This window comes from Sandaracinus amylolyticus (assembly GCF_021631985.1).
Lineage (GTDB): Bacteria > Myxococcota_A > Polyangia > Polyangiales > Sandaracinaceae > Sandaracinus > Sandaracinus amylolyticus_A.
Map to the genome: position 1 here is coordinate 4,556,711 of NZ_CP070225.1, position 22,737 is coordinate 4,579,447.

Here is a 22,737-nt window from a genome sequence, read left to right on the forward strand (position 1 = left end):
CATGCTCGCCCGCCGCACCGCTCTCGGACTCGCGCTCACCACGCTCGTCGCCTGCGCGCCGGGGCCCAGCCCATCGGTCACCAGCGAGCCGGTCGTGTACGGCGAGGACGGTCGGCGCGAGGCCTACGAGGTGGACGCGACGCTGCGCGCGCTCGCGCTCGGCAGCTCGGCCGCGATCTTCGATCCCGCGAGCCTCGATCGCCGCGACCCGAGCGCGATCACGCCGTCGGGGCGCCGCCTCCAGAGCGACGAGGACCTCTGCGACGATCAGCGCTTCCTCGATCAGCCCACCGCCGCGTCGTGCTCGGGCACGCTGATCGACGACGACCTCTATCTCACCGCGGGCCACTGCGTGGAGACCGAGGAGGAGTGCCGCGCGCTGCGCTTCGTCTTCGACTACGCGTATGCGAGCGACGGCGTGCTCGAGACGATCGGCGAGGACGACGTCTACGGCTGTCGTCGCCTGGTCGCGCACCGCTACCAGGACTCGCCCTGGCGCGATCACTCGATCATCCAGCTCGATCGCCCGGTGGTGGGCCGCACCCCCGCGACGCTGCGGCGCGGCGCGGTCACCCAGGGCGAGCCGCTCGTGCTGATCGGATACCCCGACGTGATCCCGATGAAGATCGATGCGAGCGGGCACGTGAACGATCCGCGCGCCGCCGAGCTCGATCGCTTCTACGCGAGCGTCGACGCGTTCGGCGGTAACTCGGGCTCCGGTGTGTTCGACGCCGAGGGCCAGCTCGTCGGCGTGCTCTCGGGCGGCGAGGACGACTACGCGCGCCGCGGCGACTGCAACGTCGTCAACGTGGTCGACGAGGCGTGCCCCGGCGGCGACTGCACCGGGCACGGCGAGTACATCGGCTACGCGCAGAACGCGATCGACGATCTCTGCGCGAGCGGGTGGCCGAGCGCGCGCCTCTGCGGCCGCCCCGCGACCTGCGGCGACGGCACCTGCAGCGGCACCGAGACGAGCGAGACCTGCGCCGCCGACTGCGAGGCCCCGCGCTGCGGCGACGACGTGTGCGATCGCGGCGAGAGCGCGACGTGCGCGGGCGACTGCGGCCCGATCGTGCCCGACGAGTGGACCTGCGAAGTGCGCTGGTACGCCGCGTACGACGACTGCGACTGCGCGTGCGGCGCGCCCGATCCCGACTGCGACGATGCGCGCCTTCGCGTCGTCAACTGCGAGCGCGGCGAGACGTGCGTCGAGGGTGTGTGCACCGCCGCGCCCGACGCAGGTGCCACGACGCGCGATGCCGGCGTGCGCCCCGAGCCCGATGCGTCCCTCGCGGTCGACGCCGGGACGACGGTGCGCGATGCCGGCCCCACGGTCGTGCCCGCCGGTGACGAAGGCTGCGGTTGCCGCGTCGCGCCGCGCCGCGCGCCCTCGCCGATGCTCTTCGTGATGCTCGCGCTCGTCGCGCTGGCGATCCGCGCGCGCCGTTCCTGATCGCCCGGACCTTCACCTCTTGCGACCTGTGGTATGGAGCACGTCCGGCCCGGCTCGCGGCGCCGGAGGGGGATCGACATGACGCGCCATCTGCTCGCGATCGATCAGGGCACGACCGGCAGCACCGTCCTGGTGCTGGACACCGAGGCTCGCATCCTCGGTCGTGCCACGCGCGAGTTCCCGCAGCACTTCCCCACGCCGGGCGAGGTCGAGCACGACGCGGAGGAGATCTGGGCCTCGGTCGAGCACGCCATCGAGGGCGCGTATCGCGAGGCGGGCGTCGACCCGAAGCAGTGCGCGGGCATCGGCATCACGAACCAGCGCGAGACCACGATGCTGTGGGATCGCAAGACGGGCGCGCACGTGCACCGCGCGATCGTCTGGCAGGACCGTCGCACCGCCGCGCGCTGTCGCGGCCTCGAGGCCGAGGGCCTGCTCTCGCTCTACCGCAAGAAGACCGGCCTCGTCCTCGATCCCTACTTCAGCGGCACGAAGCTCGAGTGGCTGCTCGACAACGTCGACGACGTGCGCAAGCGCGCCGAGGACGGCGAGCTCGCGTTCGGCACCGTCGACTCGTTCCTCGTGTGGCGCCTCAGCGGCGGCACCGCGCACGTGACCGACGTGACGAACGCGTCGCGCACCCTGCTCTTCGACATCCACCGCCTCGCGTGGGACGACGAGCTCTGTCGTCACCTCCACGTGCCGCGCGCGGTGCTGCCCGCGGTGAAGAGCTCGAGCGAGGTCTACGCGCGCACCAAGGGCCTGCGCGTGCTCCCCGACGGCATCCCGATCGCGGGCATCGCCGGCGATCAGCAGGCCGCGTTGTTCGGCCAGACGTGCTTCGAGATCGGCGACGCGAAGTGCACCTACGGCACCGGCGCGTTCCTCCTCGTGAACACCGGCGAGCGCGCGCCCGAGTCGCAGAACGGCCTCGTCACCACGGTCGCGTGGAAGCTCGGCGATCAGGTCCGCTACGCGCTCGAGGGCTCGGCGTTCGTCGCAGGCGCCGCGGTGCAGTGGCTGCGCGATCAGCTCGGCATCATCAAGAGCAGCAGCGACATCGAGGGCCTCGCCGCGAAGGTCCAGACCAGCGGCGGCGTCGTGTTCGTGCCCGCGCTCTCGGGCCTCGGTGCGCCGCACTGGGACCCCGAGGCGCGCGGCACGCTCTTCGGGCTCACCCGCGGATCGAGCGCCGCGCACATCGCGCGCGCCACGCTCGAGGGCATCGCGTTCCAGGTCGCCGAGCTCGGCCGCGCGATGGAGGCCGACATGGGCCGTCGCATCGCGCGCCTGCGCGTCGACGGCGGTGCGTCGCAGAACGAGCTGCTCATGCAGTTCCAGGCGGACGTGCTCGACGTCGCGATCGAGCGCCCCGCGAACACCGAGACCACCGCGCTCGGCGCGGCCTACCTCGCCGGCCTCGCGGTCGGCGTGTTCCCCGATCTCCAGGCGATCGAGCGCGCGCATCGCACCGCGCGGCGCATCGAGCCGGGGATGCGCGAGGGCGAGCGGCGCGAGCACCTCGCGCGCTGGAACGACGGCGTCCGACGCGCGCGCGGGAAGCTCGTATGAGCGCCGATCGCACGAGGAACCGCCTCGCCGATGGGGTTGTCCGAGCCCTCGGCGGGGACGAACAATTGAACGAGGGGCCGGACGCCACTCACCCGGCGGCCTCGTTCGGGGTACGATGCGGATCGAGCGCGTGATGAGCCGGGACGACCACGACACCCGAGACGAGAAACCCGCGACCGCCGTCGCGCCTGGTACCCCGATCCGTCAGGTCCCGATCGCGTGGGAAGCGCTGGAGGACGCGTTCGAGAACAACGCGCCCGAGGTCCACAGCTACCTGCACCTCGAGACCGGCGAGGTCATTCGCATCGTCGACGGCATCGCCGATCCGCAGATGCACCAGCGCGTGATGAACGACACGACCTATCTGCGGGTCGAGCCGGTGAGCTCGCGCGAGCAGTACCGCTGGATGGAGCGTTTCATCGCGACCGTCGAGGAGAGCGAGTTCCGCGACAAGCTCGTCCAGGCGATCGACGGCAAGGGCGCGTTCCGCCGCTTCAAGGACGTGCTGATGAGCTACCCGGTGGATCGCGAGCGCTGGTTCGCGTTCCGCAGCGAGCGCCTGCGCTCGTGCATGGAGGGTTGGCTCCAGGCGCACGCGATCGAGGCGGTGCAGCGCCAGCAGTGGCGCGTGCCGACCGCGGAAGAGGTGCGCCCCGCCGCCGAGGAGAGCGACAAGCCGGCGCGCCGCAACCGTGCGGCGATCGCCGAGGCGCATCGCCGTCGTCTGCACGAGCTCGCCGATCAGCTCCCGGCGCGCGAGCTCGACGCCGCCGTGGCGTTCCTCGAGTTCCTGCGCGAGCGCAAGCACCTGCCGCGTCCGAAGGCGAAGGGCGAAGGCACGCTCGAGGCGGGCGACACCACCGCGTCGGGCGAGACCGCGCTCGACCTCGCGTCCGACGCCCCGCCGCGTGGGCCGAACGGCACGAACGACGAACGTGCGGACGAGCCGCAGGCCTGACGCGCCGCGGCTGCTCGCGGCGAGCGCGCTGCTGCTGCACGCGCTCGTCGTCGTCGCGCCTGCGCGCGCGCAGAGCGACCAGGTCCCGCACGCGGTCGACGGCATCGTCGCGATCGTCGGCGGGCACACGCCCTCGCCCACCACCGACGTCGTGCTGCGCAGCGACGTCGAGCTCCGCGCCGTGCTCGCGCTCGCCGCGCGCACCCACGATCCCGCGCCCGCCGAGCTCCCGCCCGAGCTGCTCGCGGCGACGCTCCAGGAGATCGTCGGCGAGCTCGTGATCGCGCGCGAGGCCACGCGCCTCCACGCGCCCGAGCCCACCGACTCGCAGATCGATCGTCACCACGAGGAGCTCGTGCGCTCGGTCGGCGGCGAAGAGCGCTTCGCGCGCCTGCTCGAGCGCCACGCCTTCGCGGTCTCCGAGATCGACGCGATCACGCGCCGCCGCGCGCTGGTCGACGCGTTCCTCCGCGCGAACCTCGAGGGCAGCACGCTGATCTCCGACGCGCGCGTCGAGGAGACCTACGCGAGCGGTGATCACCCGTTCGCCGATCGCCCGCTCGACGAAGTGCGCGAGCCGCTGCGCGCGTGGCTCGCGCAGACCGCGCTGCAGCGCGACGTGCGTCGCTGGGTCGAGGTCCTTCGGAGTCGCACGCCGGTGCGCGTCGTCGTACCTTTCGCCGCCCTCTTCGAGGAAGACGCCGCGGATCGCGGCGTCGAGGAGGCGGAGGAACGAGGAGATGTCGGCTCCGAGCGGTGAAGGCGACAGCCTTCGCGTGGTCATTGCAGCGCTGACCGGGAACCTGCTGATCGCGATCAGCAAATTCGTCGCGGCGTTCTTCTCGGGCAGCGCGGCGACGCTCGCCGAGGCAGTGCACAGCGTCGCCGACACCGTGAACCAGGTGCTGCTGATGGTCGGCCTGCGTCGCGCCGCGCGCCGCCCGACGTTGCTGCATCCGTTCGGGCACGCGGTCGAGAGCTACTTCTGGCCGTTCCTCGTCTCGATCATGATCTTCCTCCTCGGCGGCGCGTTCGCGATCTACGAGGGCATCGAGGATCTCCACGAGCTCTTCGCGGGGCACCCCGTGGAGCCGCCCGGCTCGCGCATCTGGAGCTACGCGGTCCTCGGCACCTCGTTCGCGTTCGAGAGCTACTCGTGCTTCGTCGCGGCGCGCGAGTTCCAGAAGATGCGCAAGGGCCGGAGCGTCTGGGAGACCCTTATGCACGCGAAGGATCCGACGATCCCCGTCGTGCTGATGGAGGACACCGCGGCGCTGCTCGGCCTCGGCATCGCGCTCGTCTCGGTCGCGCTCAGCCACGTGACCGGCTGGAGCGGCTTCGACGCGATCGGCTCGCTGCTGATCGGCTGCGTGCTCGGCGGGGTCGCGTGGGTGCTCGCGCGCCGCACCCACTCGCTGCTCCTCGGCGAAGCGGCGAGCCCCGAGGACCGCGCGCTGGTCGAGACGATCGCGCGCGAGGTCCCGGGCGTCGACGCGGTCACGCAGCTGCTGTCGATGCACCTCGGCCCGCAGCACGTGCTGCTCGCGCTGAAGGTCGGCTTCGATCGCAACCTCGCGATCGAGGGGGTCGAGGCCGCGATCGACACGCTCGAGTCGCGCATCCGCGAGGCCCTGCCCCACATGCGCTTCATCTTCGTCGAGCCCGACTCGGACTATCTCCTCGAGCGCGATCCCGAGCGCCCGGTGCCGGTCCGCGGCTTCACGAAGTGATTCGGATCGAAGCCATGACCGCGCGCGATCTCGACGAGGTCGCGGGGATCGCGCGGAGCGGGTTCGAGCACGCGTGGACGCGCGATGCGTTCGCGGACGAGCTGGCGCGCGACGTCGCGCACTGCCGCGTGGTGCGCACCGAGCCCGGAGGACCGATCCGCGCGTACGCCGTGTGGTGGCTCGTCGCCGGCGAGCAGAGCCTGCTCACCGTCTCGACTGCGCCCGACGCGCGACGCCAGGGCCTCGCGCGCGCGCTGCTTCGCGAGATGCTCGACGAGGGCCGCGCGCACGGCGCCGACGCGTGCTTCCTCGAGGTCCGCCCCTCGAACGCGCCGGCGATCGCGCTCTACCGCAGCCTCGGCTTCGAGCCTTTCGACGTGCGCCCGCGGTACTACGACGATGGCGAGGACGCGTGGATCCTGCGCGCGCCGGTCGCGGACCCGCGATGAGCGACGCGCGCAGGGAGCGTGTGACCGACTGCCCCGCGTGAGGCGAATCGCCGCGACGTGTGATTGCGCTGGGGACACCCGAATATCCGTCGCAGGCGTGAGATTCCGCCGTCGCCTGAAACGGCACATCCGTTGCTGAACAGGAGCCCGCGACCGCGATCGTCGCGTCTGCCGGGGGGCTGACGCGCGAACGCGTGCCGCGCGTCGTGCTCGTGCGTCTCGCTCACATCGGGCGTGCGAGCACGACGCGCGCGCTCGCCGCGACCCGCGGCGAGGCGCGGACGTCTGCGTCGACCGGAGGACAGAGCATGAACGCGAGCCTCGCTGCTCCCGACCATCCCGCGCGCATCGGGCCCTTCCCGGTGCTCGCGCGTCTCGCGTGCGGAGGCATGGCGGAGATCTTCCTCGCCAAGCGCACGTGCGTCGGCGGCTTCGAGCGGCGCGTGGTCGTGAAGCGGATGCTCCCGCACCTCGCGCGCGATCCCTGGCTCGCCCACGCGCTCGCCGACGAAGGTCGGGTGATGGCGCGGCTGCGTCATCCCAACGTCGTCGCGGTCGAGGAGCTCGGCCACGACGACGTGTCGCTCTACCTCGTGATGGAGCACCTCGTCGGCGCGAGCCTCTCGGCGATCGCGCGCGGGATGCGCGCCGCGAAGGATCGCATGCACCCCGCGCTCGCGATGCACGTGGTGGCCGAGCTCTGCGCCGGCCTGCACGCGGCGCACGAGCTCCGCGACGAGAAGGGACGCTGGCTCGCGCTCGTGCATCGCGACGTCTCGCCGCACAACGTGTTCGTCACCGCGTTCGGCGAGGTGAAGCTGCTCGACTTCGGCATCGCGTACTCGAAGGAGTCGCGCGGGCACGCGAACGGCAGCGTCGCGCAGGGAAAGCTCGGATACATGGCGGCCGAGCAGTTCACGGAGGCGCATCCCGATCGACGCACCGACGTCTACGCGGCCGGCGTGGTGCTCCACGAGCTGCTCACCGGCGAGCGCCTGTTCGGTCGCGCGACCGACTCCGAGACCGTGAACGCAGTGTTGCTCGAGCGCGTCCCTCGCCCGAGCGAGCGGGTGCCGGGGCTCGCGATCTCGCGCGAGGTCGAGGACATCGTCATGTGCGCGCTCTCGCGCGATCCCGCGCAGCGCTTCGAGACCGCGGAGCAGATGCGCGATGCGCTGCGCATGCACCTCGGGCCCGTCCCGCCGGAGCTGCGCGATGCGCTCGGGCAGCTCGCGATCGCGCACGGTCCGCCCGAGCTCACACGCCCTGCCCCGCGCGCGAAGGAGAGCGCGACGGTGCCCGCGGTCCGCCGCACCGACGTGCCGCCCCACTCGGGGATCCGTCGCGTGATGACCGAGGACGTCGACGGGGCCACGCGACCTCCGCGTCCTTCCGTCGCGCGGCCGCCGCCGAGGCGCGCCCGATGGCTCCTCGCGGGCGCGCTCGCCACCGCGCTCGGCCTCGCCGCACTGGCGAGCAGCGAACCGACGACCACGAGCACCGAGCGCGTGCACCTCGTCATCGAGAGCGTTCCGTCGGCCGCCGAGGTGCGCGTCGACGATCGCGTGCTCGGCCGCACCCCGATCGCGCTCGAGCTCGATCGCGAGGAGACGCCCGTGGTGATCGCGCTCCGCAGCGCCGATCACCTCACCGTGACCACGATGGTCGTGCCCGACGCCGACCGCACGCTCCGCATCGAGATGCCGCGCGCGACGATCGACGCGCCCTAGAGCGGCGCTTCGGGCGCGGGCGACATCAGCACCGCGACGACGAGCGCGAGAAAGAGCGCGAGCAGCACGCCGGCCGCGATGCCGAGCGGACGGAAGCCGCGCGCTCCGAGCTTGTCCGCGAGCGCCATCCCGCCGAACGCGCCGAGCAGGAACGCGACGAAGGTCGTGGGCACCGTCGGATATCCCTCGCCCACCGCGAGGAACCCGAGGTAGTTGAGCAGCAGCCCGAGCGCGCCGCCCGCGATCCAGCCGAAGACGGTCGTCAGCCGCTTGCGCCGATCGTCCCCATCGTTCGCCGACATCGCGCCGACCCTAGCGCGCGCCGCGGCGCACGTCATGGATGCGCGCGCCCGTTTCGTGGGACGCGTTCTCTCACCCGGGGCGCGATGCACCACGTTCGTGCTTGCCACCAGAACGCGACGGGACCAGAAAGCGGGCTCCGATCTACCGTCGTCCAGCGTTTTTCCCCTCAGGGAGGTGATTCGATGACCGTTCGCGTGCAGAAGCCGGCGCCCGACTTCCAGGCAGAGGGCGTTCGCGGCCTCGAGTTCGTCGACGTGAAGCTCTCGGACTACAAGGCGGGCGGCAAGCTCGGCGGCAAGGACGGCAAGTACGTCGTCCTCTACTTCTACCCGCTCGACTTCACCTTCGTGTGCCCCACCGAGATCATCTCGTTCGACGAGAAGCTCGAGGAGTACAAGAAGCGCAACGCCGAGGTCATCGGCGTGTCGGTGGACTCGAAGTTCTCGCACCTCGCGTGGCAGAAGGTTCCGCGCGCGCAGGGCGGCCTCGGCAACGTCCGCTACACGCTGGTCGCGGACATCACGAAGTCGATCGCGCGCGACTACGGCGTGCTCGTCGAGGACGGCGGCGACGCCGGCGTGGCGCTCCGCGGCACGTTCGTGATCGACAAGCAGGGCAACGTCCGCCATGTGACGATCAACGACCTCCCGCTCGGCCGCAACATCGACGAGCCGCTGCGCCTGATCGACGCGATCGAGTTCAACGAGAAGCACGGCGAGGTCTGCCCGGCGAACTGGCAGGCCGGTCAGGAAGGCATGAAGGCCGACCCGACGGGCTCGCAGGAGTACTTCAAGAAGCACGGCTGAGCCGATCGGGCGGGGTCGAGCACACGTATGGGGAGGGCGTCGGTGACGAGCCGGCGCCCTTGTCGTTTTCGACGGGTCGACTCATCGCTCTCCAAGGACTGCCGAGACCCCCGGGTCTTCTCACGGCGCGCGTGCTTTCCCCGCGCGGGCCTGTGCTAGGGTGCCGGCTTTCGTTGGGGATGGGCTTTCGCGCCGAGAGGTCGAGGACGTGAGCCAGAACAAGATCGAGGACCAGGACTTCGACGAGAGCGCGCTCGCCGCGCTCGTGCGCCCCTCGCTCGCCCCGTCGTCGCCGAAGGACGAGCAGGACGACGACGGCAAGCTCGACCTGCGCGCGCTCGTCGCGTCGACGCCCCCGCCCGCGCCCGACGCACCGGTCGTCGCCGCGGCCGAGCCGGCGAAGGCCAAGAGCGAGCCCGCGAAGGCCGCACCGGCCGCGAAGAGCGAGCCCGCGAAGAAGAAGAAGGCCGCCAGCGTCGAGGCCGCGCCGGTCGCGGAGATCGCCCAGCCGGTCGAGCCCGCGCCCGCGAAGAGCGGAGGCAACAACGGCCTGTGGATCGGCCTCGGGATCGGCGCCGCGGCGTGTGTCGGCGTCTATTTCTTCGTGACCGGGCAGGCTGCGCAGCCGACCGCCCAGGCCGCGACCCCGACGCCCACGAGCATCGTCGAGACCGCGAGCGCGCCGAGCGCGGCCGAGCCCCGCGTCGCGGCCGAGCCCGCGCCCGCCGTCGAGCCCGCGCCCGAGCCCGAGGTCGCCGCGGCCGAGCCCGCCGCGGAGCCCACGCCTGCGGTCGAGCCCGCGCCCGCCGTCGAGCCGACGCCCGCCGTCGCCGCCGCGGAGCCCGCGCCCACCGCCGACGATCGTCGCAGCGCCCGCACCCGCGAGCGCACCACGACCGCGACCGCCTCGACCACCGCGAGCGCCTCGACCACCGCGAGCGCGCCCGTGGCCGCCGCGACCCCGACGCCCGCCCGCGAAGAGCGCACTGCGCCGGCAGCCGAGCCCGCGCCCGCCGCTCCGACCGCGACGGCGACCGCGTCGACCAGCGCCCGTGGCGGCGCCGCGCTCGACTCGGTGCTCGATCAGGCGCTCGGTGGTCGCCCCGATCGCAGCGGCACGCGCACCGTCCCGACGACGACCGCGAGCGCGCCGCCCACCGCCGCCGCGGCCGCACCGCGCGGTGATCTCCCCGAGACGCCGAGCCAGACCGACGTCCGTCGAATTCTGGGCGGCCTGATGCCGCGCATCCGCGAGTGCGCGGGCGAGCAGGCGGGCATGGCGGTCGCGACGATCATGGTCCGCAACGACGGCACCGTGGCGAGCGTCGCGATCGGTGGCAGCCCGTTCGGTGGCACGCCGCAGGGTCAGTGCATGGAAGGCGCGCTCCGCGGCGCGCAGTTCCCGGCGTTCCGCCAGACCCAGTTCCGCGTGCAGTACCCGATGTCGATCCGTCCGACGCCCTGAGCCGTACGTTCGACGTGCATCCTCGACGACAGCCCGCGCGCGCTCCGGCGCCGCGGGCTGTTTCGTTCTTGGCGCCGACACGCCCGCGTGCTCTACGTTCGCGCGTCATGGCCCCGCGCGCCGCGCTCGCGCTCGTCCTCCTCGTCGCTGCGTGCAGCGGTCCAGGCGCGGTCGCGCCCGCGCGCCCGACGACGCCGCTGGTGATGCCCACCGAGGTCGCCGCGCGGCACGCCGCGATGGACGCGTTCGGCGCGCGCCTCTTCGCGGCCCTCGCCGCCGGTCGGCCCGCCGACGTGATGCTCGGCGACGACGAGCTTCGCGTGCTGCTCGAGAGCGACGCCGCCACCCGCATCGGCGCGCACCGCGCGACCGTCGGGATGCGCCTCGGCGACGAGGTCGGCCGCGTCCCGCTCGGCCTCGACGGCTCGCAGTACCTCGGGGTCTGCCTCCAGGACGCGCGCGACGAGCCCGCCGCGGGACCGCTCGGCCTGCGCGCCGACGGCTGGACCTTCCGGCGCGTGCTCGTCGCCGCGGAGCGCCCGGGCGGGCGTCGCGTCGCGCTCTGGGTCGACGGGCTCTTCGTGTTCACCGACGCCGGCTTCGGCGCGCTCGACCTGGAGCGGGTCGAGAGCCCCCGCCCCGAGCACTCCGATCTCGAGATCGCCCCCTGCGACATGGCGACGCGGCTCCGGTAGCGGCTGCGGTAGCGACCGGGATCCACCACCACGGGTTGTGGTGGTCACCGGAAGACCCCCACCAGGAATCGCACAAGATAATTGCGATCGCCGAACCGCGATCGTACAAGGGTTCGCCTCGGGCGATCACGCTCGACACGGGGGCCCCGGAATTGCGGGGAAAGGCGCGCCGATGAAGATCAAGAAGGTCGAGATCTGCGGCTTCAAGTCGTTCGTGGACCGCACCGTCGTCCTCTTCGACCACGACGTCACCGCCATCGTCGGCCCGAACGGCTGCGGCAAATCGAACGTCGTCGACGCCATCCGTTGGACGATGGGCGAGCAGTCCGCGAAGAACCTCCGCGGCAAGTCGATGGACGACGTCATCTTCAACGGCAGCGAGACGCGGGGGCCGCACTCGTTCGCCGAGGTGACGCTCACCTTCGACAACACCGACGGCCTCGCCTCGCCCGAGTACCGCGCGTACGCCGAGATCGCGGTCACGCGCCGCCTCGATCGCCAGGGCAACAGCGACTACTTCATCAACAAGACGCCGGTCCGCCTGATGGACGTGACCGAGCTCTTCCTCGGCACCGGCATCGGCGCGAAGGCCTACTCGATCATCGAGCAGGGCAAGATCGGCTACATCGTCAGCGCGAAGCCCGAGGACCGCCGCGGCCTGATCGAAGAGGCCGCGGGCATCACGAAGTTCAAGGCCAAGAAGAAGGCCGCCGAGCGCAAGATGGACGCGACGCGGCAGAACCTGCTGCGCATCGGCGACATCGTCGCGGAGATCGAGAAGAACCTCGCGAGCCTCAAGCGCCAGGCCCAGAAGGCCGAGCGCTACAAGGCGTACCGCGCCGAGATTCGCGACCTCGAGCTGCTCGTCGCGTCGCATCGCTGGATGGAGCTCACGGTCACGCGCCGCGTGATCGACGAGGAGCTCACCCACGCGAGCGGCGCGCTCGAGGGTCATCGCTACGCGCTGCGCATCCGCGAGGCCGAGCTCGAGGGCGAGCGGCTCGCGGTGCAGCGCGCGGAGACCGAGGTCGAGCGCGCCCAGCGCGTCTCGTACGAGCTCGACAACTCGGTGCGCATGCTCGAGGGCAAGGTCGAGCAGCACAAGGAGCGCCTCCAGGGCCTGCGCGACAGCGAGCGCCTCGCGGAGCGCGAGCTCGAGGCGCTGAGCGCGCGTCGTGCGGTGCTCGCGCAGGAGCGCGACGGACTGCTCTCGACCATCGCGGAGCTCGAGGAGATCGAGCGCACCGAGCAGGACGAGCTCGATCGCGAGGTCTCGATCCTCGACGAGCGCAAGCTCGCGGCGCAGGAGGCCGAGCAGACCGTGAGCTCGGCGCGGGCGCGCGTGAGCGAGTCGGCGCAGCGCATCGCGCGCGCGGAGGCGGTGCTCAAGGGCTACGAGCGTCGTCGCGACGAGGCGCGCACGCGGCTCGATCGGATGCGCAGCGAGCGCGAGGAGCTCGAGGGCCGTCTCGTCGAGCTCGCGCAGGAAGCGGACGAGCTCCGCACGCGCCTCGAGGGTCTGCGCGAGGGCAAGAACACGACGGCCGAGCGCAAGGAGCAGCTCGAGACCGAGCTCAAGGATCTGCGGGTGCAGATCACCGAGAGCGAGCGCACCGTCGACAAGCTGCGCAGCGAGCTCGCGGAGAAGCGCTCGCGCCTGCGCTCGCTCGAGGAGATCACGAAGAAGTTCGAGGGCGTCGGCGCGGGCGTGCGCTCGGTGATGCTCCGTTTCGCCAGTGCCGGAGAAGAATCGGGCGTGCTCGGCCTCGTCGCGGATCGCATCGAGTGCCCCGAGGCGTACACCCAGGCGCTCGCGGGCGCGCTGGGCGAGCGCCTCCAGCACGTCGTGGTGAGCGACGTCGACGCGGGCCTGCGCGTGCTCGAGTTCCTCGAGCAGGGCGACCGTGGTCGTGCCACCGCGATCCCGCGCACGCCGCGTCGCGCGGTCGGTCCGCTCGCGCAGCTGCCGAACGACGAGGGCATCGTCGGGTGGCTCGCCGATCTCGTCCGTGGTGATCGCGAGACCCAGCAGGACGAGGCGCTGGTGCGGCACCTCCTCGAGGGCGTGCTGGTGGTGCGCGACCTCGCGTCGGCGAAGCGCCTCTACGACGCAGGCGTGAACGCCTCGACGTTCGTGACCGAGCGCGGCGAGGTGCTCGGCGCGGGCGGTGCGATCACCGGCGGGCGCGGCGAGCAGGTCGGCGCGCACATGATCGCGGTGAAGCGCGAGATCCGCGATCTGCACGGCATCGTCGCGAAGCTCGACGCCGACATGACCGCGGCGGTCGCGCGCCACGGCGAGCTGCGCAACGGCATCGCGTCGCGCCAGGCCGCGCTCGACTCGGCGCGCAACGAGGCGCACGACGCGGAGATCTCGATCGTGAAGGCGGACAAGGATCTCCGCCGCGCCGAGGACGAGCTGAACCGCACCCGCCAGCGCGTCGAGAAGGTCGCGATGGACGCGGACGACCTCGCGATGCAGCTCGCGGATGCGCAGGGCGAGGGCAACGACGCGCAGGCCGAGATCGAGTCGGCGAGCAAGTCGAAGCACGACGCCGAGGGCGCGCTCGAGTCGAACGAGATGATCTACGAGGAGCGCCGCTCGCTCGTCGATCAGCAGAACGCGCGCGTGACCGACGTGCGGGTGCGCGCGGCGCAGGCGCGGCAGCGCGCGGAGGGTGATCGCCAGGCGCTCGATCGCCTCGACAAGTCGGTGCAGGAGCTCGGCGAGCGCGAGAAGCGCCTGCGCGGCGACCTCGAGCGCGGCGCGAAGCAGCAGGGCGAGACGGCGGGCGCGCTCGTCGTCACGAAGGAAGAGCTGGTCGACAAGGTCGAGCGCGCGATGAAGGCGCACGAGGTGCTCGGCGGGGCACGCGAGCGCTACGACGTCGCGAAGCTCGAGCTCGGCACCCGCGAGGCGGACCTCAAGGAGATCCGCAGCAAGATCGACGAGGGCCAGGGGCGCGTCTCGTCGCTCACGATCGAGGAGCGCGAGCTCGCGATGGCGATCGAGCACCTGCTCGATCAGGTCAACGAGCGTCACCGCGTCGACCTGCGGCGCGTGCTCGGCGACTACCACTTCCGCGACATCCCCGACGACTCGGTGAAGACGCGCATCGACGAGCTGCTTCGTCTCGTCGAGCGCATGGGCGAGATCAACCTCACCGCGATCGAGGAGTACGAGGAGCAGAGCAAGCGCTTCGAGTACCTCAACAGTCAGAAGCTCGACCTCGAGCAGGCGCTCGATCAGCTCGACAAGGCGATCAAGCAGATGAACCGGGAGAGCAAGAAGCTCTTCCGCGAGGCGTTCGACGCGATCAACGAGCGCTTCCAGCAGGCCTTCCCGCGCCTCTTCGGCGGAGGCAAGGCGGAGCTCAAGCTCACGAACGCCGACGACCTGCTCGAGACCGGCATCGACATCCTCGCGCAGCCGCCGGGCAAGAAGCTCGGCTCGATCGAGCTGATGAGCGGCGGTGAGAAGGCGCTGACCGCGGTCTCGCTGATCTTCTCGATCTTCCAGTACAAGCCGAGCCCGTTCTGTCTCCTCGACGAGGTCGACGCACCGCTCGACGAGGCGAACATCGGTCGCTACTGCGAGGCCATCCGCGCGATGACCAAGCACTCGCAGTTCATCGTCATCACGCACAGCAAGAAGACCATGCAGATGGCCGACGTGCTCTACGGCGTGACGATGGAGACGCCCGGCATCTCGAAGCTCGTCAGCGTCGAGCTCCGCCAGAAGCAGCGCCAGGCCGCGCACGACGCGTCGCACGCGGTGGCGTGATCGCGATCGTGGTGCCCTCGCCGATGTCGATCGGCGAGGGCGCTGCGCGTTCCGTCAGGCGGCGATCACCGCCACGCCGGTCCGGCCGCCGTCCACGTCGAGCACGATGCCGTGGACGAACGAGGCCTCCTCGCTCGCGAGATAGACGGCAGCGTTCCCGATCGCCTCGGGCGAGCCGCTCGTGCCCGCGGGCGTGCCTCGCATCATCACGTCGCCGGGATGCGGCGAGTCGCTCTCTTCGTGCACGACGCCCGGTGAGATCGCGTTCACGCGCACGCCCGACGCCCCGAGCTCCGCGGCCCACGCGCGGGTGAGCGTCTCGACCGCGCCCTTGCTGGAGGCGTAGACGCTGCCGCGCGGGACGCCGAGCCGCACGATCCACGACCCGAGGTTGATGATCGCGCCGCCGCCGCGCGCGACCATGCCGGGCGCGATCGCCTGGGTGAGGAAGTACGGCGCCTTCACGTTCACCGACATGATGCGATCGAACGTCGCCTCGTCGGTGTCGGCGAGGTTGGGCGCCGGATAGATGCCGGCGTTGTTGACCAGCACGTCGACGCGGCCGCCCAGCACCCGCGCGGCCTCCTCGGCGAGCGCGCGCGAGGCCGCGAGCGAGCCGTCGAGATCCACCAGCACCGACTCCGCCCGTCCGCCCGCCTCGCGGATCGCGGTGACCACCTCGGCGGCGCGCGCCGCGTCGCGCCCGTGCACCGCCACGTGCGCGCCCTCGCGCGCGAGCGCGACCGCGATCGCACGGCCGATGTTGCTCGTCGCGCCGGTCACCAGCGCGGTCTTGTTCGCGAGCCTGTTCGTCATGCCGTTCCTCCAGTTTGGACCAAGTGGTCCACTTCATGGGTCGAATGGACCGCTTAGTCCAGAGGCGGTACGCTGAACGGCATGGAAGAGTCCTCGCGCCTCACGTCCAAGGGCCTCGCCACGCGGCAGCGGATCGTGGAAGCCGCCGCCGATCTGGTGCTCGCGCGCGGCGTCGGAGCGACGACGCTCGACGACATCCGGGCCGGCACCTCGACCAGCAAGAGCCAGCTCTTCCACTACTTCCCGGGCGGCAAGAACGAGCTCGTGGCCGCGATCGCGGTGTTCCAGAGCGAGCGCCTGCTCGACGCGCAGCGCCCCCACCTCGACGCGCTCGACACGTGGCCCTCGTGGGAGGCGTGGCGCGACGCGGTGGTCGCGCACTACGCGAGCCAGCCGCACTGGGGCTGTCCGATCGGCGCGCTGGTGAGCGAGCTGTCGCGGAGCGACCCCGAGCTCGCCGCGATCGCGAAGGCGCAGATGGACAAGTGGCAAGGGCATCTGCGCCGCGGGCTCGCACGCATGCGGCGCGCGGAGCGACTGCGGCCCGACGCGAGCCCGACGCGGCTCGCGCTCGCGACGTTCGCGTCGCTCCAGGGCGGGCTCCTGCTCACCCACGCGGCGGAGTCGATCGCGCCGCTCGAAGCGGCCCTCGACGGAGCGCTGGTCGCGCTGCGAGCACACGCCGCGTGAGCGCGTTGCGCCGGCCGCGGCGCGTGACAGATTCGGCAGTGCGTCGCTCCCGCGACGCGATCATGGCCTGACGTCTCTCTCCACCCGTTCGTCGGCGCTGCGCCCTCCGTCTCGAGGGCGCGCGACCCCGTGTGCGTGAGCTGAACGTCCGCCGCCGCTGCGCGATCTGCGCGGCGCGCCCTTCCATTCGCAAGAGGAGCATCGACGATGCCCGAACCCCGATCGACTCGCCCCGCTCGACATCCCGCCGCGCTCGTGAACGTCCTTCCGACCCCGCCGCCCGGAACGATCCTCGCCGACGTGCACGCGCACCTCGCGCGCGCCGGCGCGCCTCCGTACCGCTACCGTCAGCTCGTCCTCGCGCTGCAGCGCGGCGCCCAGCGCTTCGACGACGTCGGCGAGCTGCCGCGCTCGCTCCGCGACGAGCTGAGCGCGCGCTTCGGCCCGACGGTGCTGCCGCTCGAGCTCGTGACGGTCCGCTCCGCGCCTCAGGTGGAGAAGGTCCTGTTCGAGACGCGCTCGGGCGCGCGGCTCGAGACCGTGCTCTCGCGCTATCGCGCGGGGTGGTCCTCGGTCTGCGTGTCGACCCAGGCCGGCTGCGGGCTCGGCTGCTCGTTCTGCGCGACCGGCGCGCTCGGGCTCTCTCGCAACCTCAGCGCCGACGAGATCTGCGCGCAGGTCGTGCACCGTCGCTGGCAGAGCGCCGCGGCGGCGGCGCCCGACAGCGTGGCGTTCATGGGGATGGGCGAGGCGCTCGCGAACCCGAACGTCTTCACCGCGCTGCAGCTGCTGACGACCGCGGGGTACGGCGGGCTCTCGCCGCGGCGGATCACGGTGTCGACCGTCGGCTTCGCGCCCAGCCTCGAGCGGCTCACCCGGGAGCATCCCCAGGTCACGATCACGCTCTCGGTGCACTCGCCGTTTCCCGCGCAGCGCGCCGAGCTCGTTCCGCTCGAGCGCCGGTTCTCGCTCGCGGAGAACCTCGCGATCCTCGATTGCCACGTCGTCGCGGTCCGGCGGAAGGTGTATCTCGCGTACCTGCTGATCGCGGGCGTCAACGACTCCGACGATCACCTGCAGGCGCTCGTGCAGCTCGCGAGGTCACGTGCGCGTCCCGAGCTCTTCCACGTCAGCGTGATCCGCTACAACGACGCGTCCGGCGCCGACCCGTCGCATCGAGCGCCCAGCTCCGAGCGCGTCGACGACTTCGTCTCGCGGCTCCGCGCAGCGGGCGTTCGCGCGACTCGCCGGCAGCAGCTCGGCGCCTCGATCGACGCCGCGTGTGGGCAGCTTCATGCCCGCTCGCTGCTGCGCGATCGCCGGCCCAGCTGAGTCCTCACGAAGCGCGCTCGGCGCGCACGCGGACGATCGCGATCACCGGGCAGCGATTCCACGGCGCGACGCGACGATTCGAGTCGTCGATCCTGGATTTCAGGTCCAGGGAGAGACGATCGTGATCGTCGATCCGGGATTTCACGCCGCGACCGGATGATCGCGATCGTCGATCCTGGATTTCAGGTCCTGGTCCGACGATTCGAGTCGTCCGGCTGTGCCGGATCGGCTCGTTTCGTCGTTGCGTGTTCACAGCCGCGCTCGTCGGCGTCACGAGATCCCATCGCAATCCCCGCGGCACGCTCTCTGCTGAGGCCGCCGCATTCCTCGCTTCGGTCCAGCCTCGTTCGCCTTGGTCGCGCTCCTCCTGGTGGCGCCGGACGCGGAGGCCCAGCGCGCGGAGCGCCGCGTCGTCCCGCACGTTCCCGGCGGCGAGGTCGCGATCGAGCTCGGCGAGGGCGAGGAGCTGCACGCCGCGACCTGCGGGGTCGCCGGCGCGACGTTCTCCGGCGACACGACGCTCGCGCTGATCGCGCCCGACGGAAGCCGCGTCGCGTTCAACGACGACGCGTGCTTCTCGCTCGGCTCGGCGTTCCGCTTCGTCGTGCGACGCAGCGGCCGCTACGTCGTCCAGACCGAGTGCTACGGATCCAGCCAGGACTGCGGCGGAACGCTGGCGCTCGAGGTCGGCCCGCCCTCCCCCGAGACGCGCATCCCGCCGGTGCGCATCGCCGCGAGCGCGCGCGGCGTGCTCGGGCTCGAGGGCGAGCAGGGAGCGCTCGTCGGCGACCTCCTCGTCGAGGCGCGTCCGCTCGCCCCGCTGCTCGTGCGGCTCGGCGGCTCGCCGCTCGGCATCGGCGGCGGAGACCGAGGTGGGCTCGCGGGCGGCTCGCTCTCGCTCGTCGTCGGGTTCGACGAAGGGCTCGTCGCAGTCGCCGCCGGCGCCGGCATCTCGGTGCTCGCCACCCGGCTCGACGGCCAGCGCGCCCAGGAGACGCCGGCGTTCGTGACGTTCGCGCGCATCGGGCGGCTCCATCTCTTCCACTTCGAGGCGCAGCTCGCGGTCTGGGCGTTCGGCGACACGCTCGAGGTGCTCTCGTTCCACGCGCTGGCGCGGCTGCCGCTCGGACCGGTCGAGCTCTTCGCGCGCGGCGCCGGCGGTCACGACGGCATCGCGCTCGGCGAGCTCGGCACCGTCGTGTGGCTCGGGCGCGAACGCACGATCGGAGTCTCGGTGCACGTCGGGGGAGCCGGCGTGTTCCACCAACCGCTGTGCCGGTTCGACGTCCCGTGCCGGGACGCGCGCTGGATCGTCGGCCCCGCGCTGGGCGTGGGGATCGAGCTGAGACCGTGAGGAGAGGAGAGCCGATGCGACCCATCCAACGACGTCCTGCCGCCACGCTGGCGCTCGTCGCGACCTTCGGCACCGCCGCGTGCGGTCTCAACGCGAACGATCCCTACCGCGACACGCCGGTGGTCAGCCTCGACGATCCGCCGCCACCGATCAGCGGCGGCACCCTCGCAGCCGACGCGCGCATCGCGATCGCCGCCGATCCCGACCGCGACCGGGTGCTCGTCGTCGACCTCGACACCCACGACGTCCGCGCGATCGAGATCGCCGCCGGCGCCGATCCCGGGCGCGTCGTGCTCGCTCCCGAAGGACGCGCGTTCGTCGCGCTGCGGCGCGCCGGTGCCGTGCTCGAGATCGACGTCGAGCACGCGACGATCGTCGCGGAGCACGCGGTGTGCTCGAGCCCGCGCGGGCTCGCCGCCGCGCCCGGCCGCCTCCACGTCGCGTGCGCCGACGGAGCGCTGGTCACCCTGGAGCGCGACGCGTCGGGCGCGCTGCTCGACGAGCTCGCACGCGCGCAGCTCGAGCCCGACCTGCGCGACGTCGTCGTCACGAGCGGAGGTCTGCTCGTCAGCCGCTTCCGCCGCGCCGAGCTCGTGCTGGTGGACGAGACCGGCGCCGCGCACACGCGTTCGATCCCCGAGGCGCGCCTCGAGGGCATCACGGCCGACGGGTCCCTGTCCGGCCTCGAGCAGCGCTACGAGCCCGGGGTCGCGGTGCGCACGACCAGCGCTCCCGGCGGCGGCGCGATCGTGCTCCATCAGCGCGCGCGCATCGGCACCGAGGCGGTCTTCGCCGACGTGCCGCGCCCCACGAGCAGCTACACGTACTCGAACGAGCCGGTCGAGAACGATCAGGGCGACGTGTGGCGCGACCCCTGCGGCAACGCGGTCGTGCACGCCGCTGCGACGCTCGTCGGTGCGGAAGGCGTGGCGCTGCACACCGCGCCGTCGATCGCGCGCGGCGTGGTGCCGGTCGACGTCGCGGTCTCGTCGAGCGGTCGGGTCGCGATCGCGTTCGCGGGCGAGCCCGGCGGAGAGTTCCGGCTCGGGCCCCAGGTCGTCACGAGCTCGCTCGCGGTCGCGGAGCGCGACGACCCGCAGGGCTGCCTCGAGCCCGACGCCGATCGCCGCTTCGACGGTCAGGTGATCGCGGTCGCGTTCGCCGGCGAGCGCGAGCTGGTGCAGCTGCGCGAGCCCGCGCGTCTGGTCGTCGACGGAGAGGTGATCGAGCTCGGCGGCGCGAGCGTGCGCGACAGCGGGCACGACGTCTTCCACCTCGACACCGGCGGCGCGATCGCGTGCGCGTCGTGTCATCCCGAGGGCGGCGACGACGGTCACGTGTGGACGTTCTCGGCGATCGGCGCGGTGCGCACCCAGTCGCTCGAGGGCGTCGTCGGCCTCACGCCCTATCACCGCCGCGGCGACGTGCCGAGCTTCCCGGTGCTGATCGACGCGCTGCAGGAGCAGATGGCCGGCCCGCGGCTCGCGCCCGAGGTCGTGAGCGCGGCCGAGCGCTGGCTCGCGCGCCTGCCCGCGCCGCCCGCGGGCCCCGCGCTCGATCACGACGCCGTGGAGCGCGGCCGCGCGATCTTCGAGCGCGACGACGTCGGCTGCGCGAGCTGCCACGCGGGCGAGCTCGGCACCGACGGGCTCTCGCACACCGTCGGCGACGACACCTGGCAGACCCCGCCGCTGCGCGGCGTCGCGCTCCGCGCGCCCTACCTCCACGACGGTCGCGCCGGTGATCTCCGCGCCGCGCTCACCGGCGCGGTGGGCCACGGGCACATCGAGCACCTCGGCGACGGCGAGCTCGGCGACCTCGAGGCCTACGTGCGCGCGCGCTGAGGCGGAACACCCGCGCGATGCGCTCGGTTCGCTCTCTCCGGGAGGGAGGGGGCATGCTCCGCACGGCGGGTCGGGTGTGGGTGCTCGGGCTGAAGGCGCTCGCGTTCGCGCTGATGCTCGCGGTGCCGCTGCTCGGGGTGTGGGCCGCGTCGAGCCTCGCGGCGTACTCCGACGGGCCGCTCGAAGCGACGATCGCGGCGGGCGTGCTGCTGTTCCCAGTGCTCCCGCTGGCGTGGGAGGGCTGGAGCGCGTGGCGGCGCAAGCGCGCGAAGGACGCGCGCGAGCCGATCCTCACGTTCGGCGATCGCCTGGTGCTGCGCACGCTCGCGCTGAACGGGGCGTTCCTGGCGGTGTTCCTGATCGGCTGGCCCGAGGCGATCTTCACCGCGCTCTCGACGCGCGGCGACTGGTTCCTCGAGCACGTACCGGGCGCGGAGCCGGCACGTCGTGGCGTGCTCACCGCGGCCGACGAGCTCGCGTGGATGTACGAAGCCGCGCACGACAACCCGTACGCGCGCGACGACGTCGACCACGACGAGATCCCCGCGCCGAACGCCGGAGCCGGCGTCGCCATCGCGCTGCGCGACGACGCCGACGATGGCGCGCCGCAGACCGAGACCACTGCGCAGACCGAGACCACTGCGCAGACCGAGACCACTGCGCAGATCGAGACCACTGCGCAGACCGACGTCGCGTCGTCGCGCACCTGGCCGCTCGACGACAAGGTGCACCCGCTGATCACCACGCTGCCCTCGGAGACCGAGGCCTCGATCGACTCCGTCGGCGCGTACCTCGCCTCGCACATCGCCGATCCCTTCGAGCGCGCGAAGGCCGTGCACGACTACGTCGCGACGCGCGTCGCGTACGACGTGCCCTCGTATCGCAACCACTCGTTCCCGCCGCAGGACGCGCAGACCGTGTTCACGACGCGCATCGCGGTGTGCGCCGGCTACGCGCAGCTCTTCGAGGCGCTCGCGCGCGCCGCCGGTCTGAACGCGCTCTACGTCGTCGGCGATGCGCGCCACGCCGGTGACGACACCGATGGCGAGGGCCACGCGTGGAACGCGATCGAGCTCGAGGGCGGCTGGTACCTCGTCGATGCCACCTGGGACGCGGGCTACGTCGACGATCACGACGGGTTCGTGCGGCGCTACTCGACGCTCTACTTCCTCACCCCGCCCGAGACGTTCGGCCTGAACCACTTCCCCGAGCGCGACGAGTGGCAGCTGCGCGAGCACCCGATCACGCGCGGCGAGTTCCATCGACAGCCCAACGTGTCGCCGCGCTTCGTCGCCGCGGGGCTCGAGCTCGTCGCGCCGACCCGCTCGCAGGTCGAGGTCGATCGCGCCCTCGACGCGACGCTGACCAGCACGCGCGGCCGCTTCGTGAGCGCGGAGGCGTTGCCGCGCGACGGCGGCGCGCGCGTGGAGTGCGACGTGCAGGGCGAGCGCAGCGTCCGGATCCACTGCGAGCTCCCGCGCGCCGGCCGCTACGACGTGTGGTTCTTCGCGGGCACGCAGCGCGAGGGCATCTACACCGGCGTCGGCTCCGTCGAGGTGATCCGGCGATGAGTCCTTGCCGGAGTGCTCGTCCCGCCGGTCCCGGACGGGAGCGCGCGCAGCGCGCGGACGGTAGGGGCCGGCGGGCGAGCCGATTTGACTCCTTGCCGGAGTGCTCGTCCCGCCGGTCCCGGACGGGAGCGCGCGCAGCGCGCGGACGGTAGGGACCGGCGGGCGAGCCGATTTGACTCCTTGCC

The 22,737-nt window shown here is 72.3% G+C and carries 19 protein-coding genes; 16 read left to right on the forward strand and 3 right to left on the reverse strand.

The window, feature by feature from the left end; genetic code table 11:
• Position 1 precedes the first annotated feature (1 nt).
• The 7 genes from I5071_RS19240 (at position 2) to I5071_RS19270 (ending at position 7,892) form a co-directional block, all read left to right on the forward strand.
• A complete protein-coding gene (locus tag I5071_RS19240) occupies positions 2–1,453 on the forward strand; it encodes a trypsin-like serine peptidase (RefSeq protein ID WP_236606936.1) in 1,452 nt (483 codons plus the stop codon).
• A gap of 78 nt (positions 1,454–1,531) precedes the next feature.
• Positions 1,532–3,025, forward strand: coding sequence for a glycerol kinase GlpK (gene glpK / locus I5071_RS19245; protein ID WP_236606937.1), 1,494 nt, complete (start codon positions 1,532–1,534; stop codon positions 3,023–3,025).
• 133 nt (positions 3,026–3,158) lie between these two features.
• Positions 3,159–3,983 (forward strand): UPF0158 family protein, encoded by an 825-nt coding sequence (locus I5071_RS19250; protein WP_236606938.1) that lies wholly within the window; start codon positions 3,159–3,161, stop codon positions 3,981–3,983.
• On the forward strand, positions 3,961–4,743 hold the full coding sequence (locus tag I5071_RS19255) for a hypothetical protein (RefSeq protein ID WP_236606939.1): 783 nt from the start codon (positions 3,961–3,963) through the stop codon (positions 4,741–4,743). Before I5071_RS19250 ends, I5071_RS19255 begins: the two co-directional genes overlap by 23 nt.
• Positions 4,724–5,713 (forward strand): cation diffusion facilitator family transporter, encoded by a 990-nt coding sequence (locus I5071_RS19260; protein ID WP_236606940.1) that lies wholly within the window; start codon positions 4,724–4,726, stop codon positions 5,711–5,713. Before I5071_RS19255 ends, I5071_RS19260 begins: the two co-directional genes overlap by 20 nt.
• A gap of 14 nt (positions 5,714–5,727) precedes the next feature.
• Entirely contained in the window at positions 5,728–6,162 is a 435-nt protein-coding gene (rimI, locus tag I5071_RS19265; RefSeq protein WP_236606941.1) for a ribosomal protein S18-alanine N-acetyltransferase, read from the forward strand.
• A 308-nt stretch (positions 6,163–6,470) separates the two neighbouring features.
• The gene (locus I5071_RS19270; RefSeq protein WP_236606942.1) at positions 6,471–7,892 is read left to right on the forward strand and encodes a serine/threonine protein kinase; all 1,422 of its coding nucleotides are present in this window, start codon (positions 6,471–6,473) and stop codon (positions 7,890–7,892) included.
• Here the strand turns inward: I5071_RS19270 and I5071_RS19275 are convergent.
• Positions 7,889–8,194, reverse strand: a complete 306-nt coding sequence (locus I5071_RS19275; RefSeq protein WP_236606943.1) for a hypothetical protein — start codon at positions 8,192–8,194, stop codon at positions 7,889–7,891. The two genes, I5071_RS19270 and I5071_RS19275, sit on opposite strands and share 4 nt — an antisense overlap.
• A gap of 183 nt (positions 8,195–8,377) precedes the next feature.
• Between I5071_RS19275 and I5071_RS19280 the strand changes: the two genes are divergently transcribed.
• From I5071_RS19280 to smc, 4 genes are all read left to right on the forward strand, one after another.
• Positions 8,378–9,001, forward strand: coding sequence for a peroxiredoxin (locus I5071_RS19280; protein ID WP_236606944.1), 624 nt, complete (start codon positions 8,378–8,380; stop codon positions 8,999–9,001).
• A gap of 208 nt (positions 9,002–9,209) precedes the next feature.
• Positions 9,210–10,466, forward strand: coding sequence for a hypothetical protein (locus I5071_RS19285; protein WP_236606945.1), 1,257 nt, complete (start codon positions 9,210–9,212; stop codon positions 10,464–10,466).
• A gap of 107 nt (positions 10,467–10,573) precedes the next feature.
• Complete coding sequence (locus I5071_RS19290; RefSeq protein ID WP_236606946.1) at positions 10,574–11,161, forward strand: hypothetical protein; 588 nt, start codon at positions 10,574–10,576, stop codon at positions 11,159–11,161.
• A gap of 40 nt (positions 11,162–11,201) precedes the next feature.
• Positions 11,202–14,945 carry a chromosome segregation protein SMC gene (gene smc / locus I5071_RS19295; RefSeq protein WP_236606947.1) on the forward strand — a complete coding sequence of 1,248 codons (3,744 nt, stop codon included), beginning with the start codon at positions 11,202–11,204 and terminating at the stop codon, positions 14,943–14,945.
• A gap of 54 nt (positions 14,946–14,999) precedes the next feature.
• Here smc and I5071_RS19300 read toward each other — a convergent pair whose 3' ends face one another.
• Entirely contained in the window at positions 15,000–15,761 is a 762-nt protein-coding gene (locus tag I5071_RS19300) for an SDR family NAD(P)-dependent oxidoreductase (RefSeq protein ID WP_236606948.1), read from the reverse strand.
• Positions 15,762–15,842: 81 nt separating this feature from the next.
• Here I5071_RS19300 and I5071_RS19305 point away from each other — a divergent pair, with 81 nt between their 5' ends.
• Together I5071_RS19305 and rlmN are read left to right on the forward strand one after the other, a co-directional pair.
• Positions 15,843–16,451 (forward strand): TetR/AcrR family transcriptional regulator, encoded by a 609-nt coding sequence (locus I5071_RS19305; RefSeq protein ID WP_236606949.1) that lies wholly within the window; start codon positions 15,843–15,845, stop codon positions 16,449–16,451.
• A gap of 255 nt (positions 16,452–16,706) precedes the next feature.
• Positions 16,707–17,783, forward strand: coding sequence for a 23S rRNA (adenine(2503)-C(2))-methyltransferase RlmN (gene rlmN / locus I5071_RS19310; RefSeq protein ID WP_236606950.1), 1,077 nt, complete (start codon positions 16,707–16,709; stop codon positions 17,781–17,783).
• 4 nt (positions 17,784–17,787) lie between these two features.
• On the opposite strand, the gene I5071_RS19315 is transcribed toward rlmN, so the two are convergent.
• Entirely contained in the window at positions 17,788–18,057 is a 270-nt protein-coding gene (locus I5071_RS19315) for a hypothetical protein (protein WP_236606951.1), read from the reverse strand.
• Positions 18,058–18,135: 78 nt separating this feature from the next.
• Between I5071_RS19315 and I5071_RS19320 the strand changes: the two genes are divergently transcribed.
• From I5071_RS19320 to I5071_RS19330, 3 genes are read left to right on the forward strand one after another with little or no spacing between them, the layout of a single operon-like run.
• A complete protein-coding gene (locus I5071_RS19320) occupies positions 18,136–19,137 on the forward strand; it encodes a hypothetical protein (RefSeq protein WP_236606952.1) in 1,002 nt (333 codons plus the stop codon).
• A gap of 14 nt (positions 19,138–19,151) precedes the next feature.
• Complete coding sequence (locus tag I5071_RS19325) at positions 19,152–20,981, forward strand: hypothetical protein (RefSeq protein ID WP_236606953.1); 1,830 nt, start codon at positions 19,152–19,154, stop codon at positions 20,979–20,981.
• A 53-nt stretch (positions 20,982–21,034) separates the two neighbouring features.
• Positions 21,035–22,552, forward strand: coding sequence for a transglutaminase domain-containing protein (locus tag I5071_RS19330; protein ID WP_236606954.1), 1,518 nt, complete (start codon positions 21,035–21,037; stop codon positions 22,550–22,552).
• The last annotated feature ends 185 nt before the right edge of the window (positions 22,553–22,737 follow it).

Coding starts and splice junctions, on each gene's coding strand:
- I5071_RS19240 (WP_236606936.1), top strand. CDS start 2: ATGCTCGCCCGCCGCACCGCTCTCGGACTCGCGCTCACCACGCTCGTC.
- glpK (WP_236606937.1), top strand. CDS start 1,532: ATGACGCGCCATCTGCTCGCGATCGATCAGGGCACGACCGGCAGCACC.
- I5071_RS19250 (WP_236606938.1), top strand. CDS start 3,159: ATGAGCCGGGACGACCACGACACCCGAGACGAGAAACCCGCGACCGCC.
- I5071_RS19260 (WP_236606940.1), top strand. CDS start 4,724: ATGTCGGCTCCGAGCGGTGAAGGCGACAGCCTTCGCGTGGTCATTGCA.
- rimI (WP_236606941.1), top strand. CDS start 5,728: ATGACCGCGCGCGATCTCGACGAGGTCGCGGGGATCGCGCGGAGCGGG.
- I5071_RS19270 (WP_236606942.1), top strand. CDS start 6,471: ATGAACGCGAGCCTCGCTGCTCCCGACCATCCCGCGCGCATCGGGCCC.
- I5071_RS19275 (WP_236606943.1), bottom strand. CDS start 8,194: ATGTCGGCGAACGATGGGGACGATCGGCGCAAGCGGCTGACGACCGTC.
- I5071_RS19280 (WP_236606944.1), top strand. CDS start 8,378: ATGACCGTTCGCGTGCAGAAGCCGGCGCCCGACTTCCAGGCAGAGGGC.
- I5071_RS19290 (WP_236606946.1), top strand. CDS start 10,574: ATGGCCCCGCGCGCCGCGCTCGCGCTCGTCCTCCTCGTCGCTGCGTGC.
- I5071_RS19300 (WP_236606948.1), bottom strand. CDS start 15,761: ATGACGAACAGGCTCGCGAACAAGACCGCGCTGGTGACCGGCGCGACG.
- I5071_RS19305 (WP_236606949.1), top strand. CDS start 15,843: ATGGAAGAGTCCTCGCGCCTCACGTCCAAGGGCCTCGCCACGCGGCAG.
- I5071_RS19325 (WP_236606953.1), top strand. CDS start 19,152: ATGCGACCCATCCAACGACGTCCTGCCGCCACGCTGGCGCTCGTCGCG.
- I5071_RS19330 (WP_236606954.1), top strand. CDS start 21,035: ATGCTCCGCACGGCGGGTCGGGTGTGGGTGCTCGGGCTGAAGGCGCTC.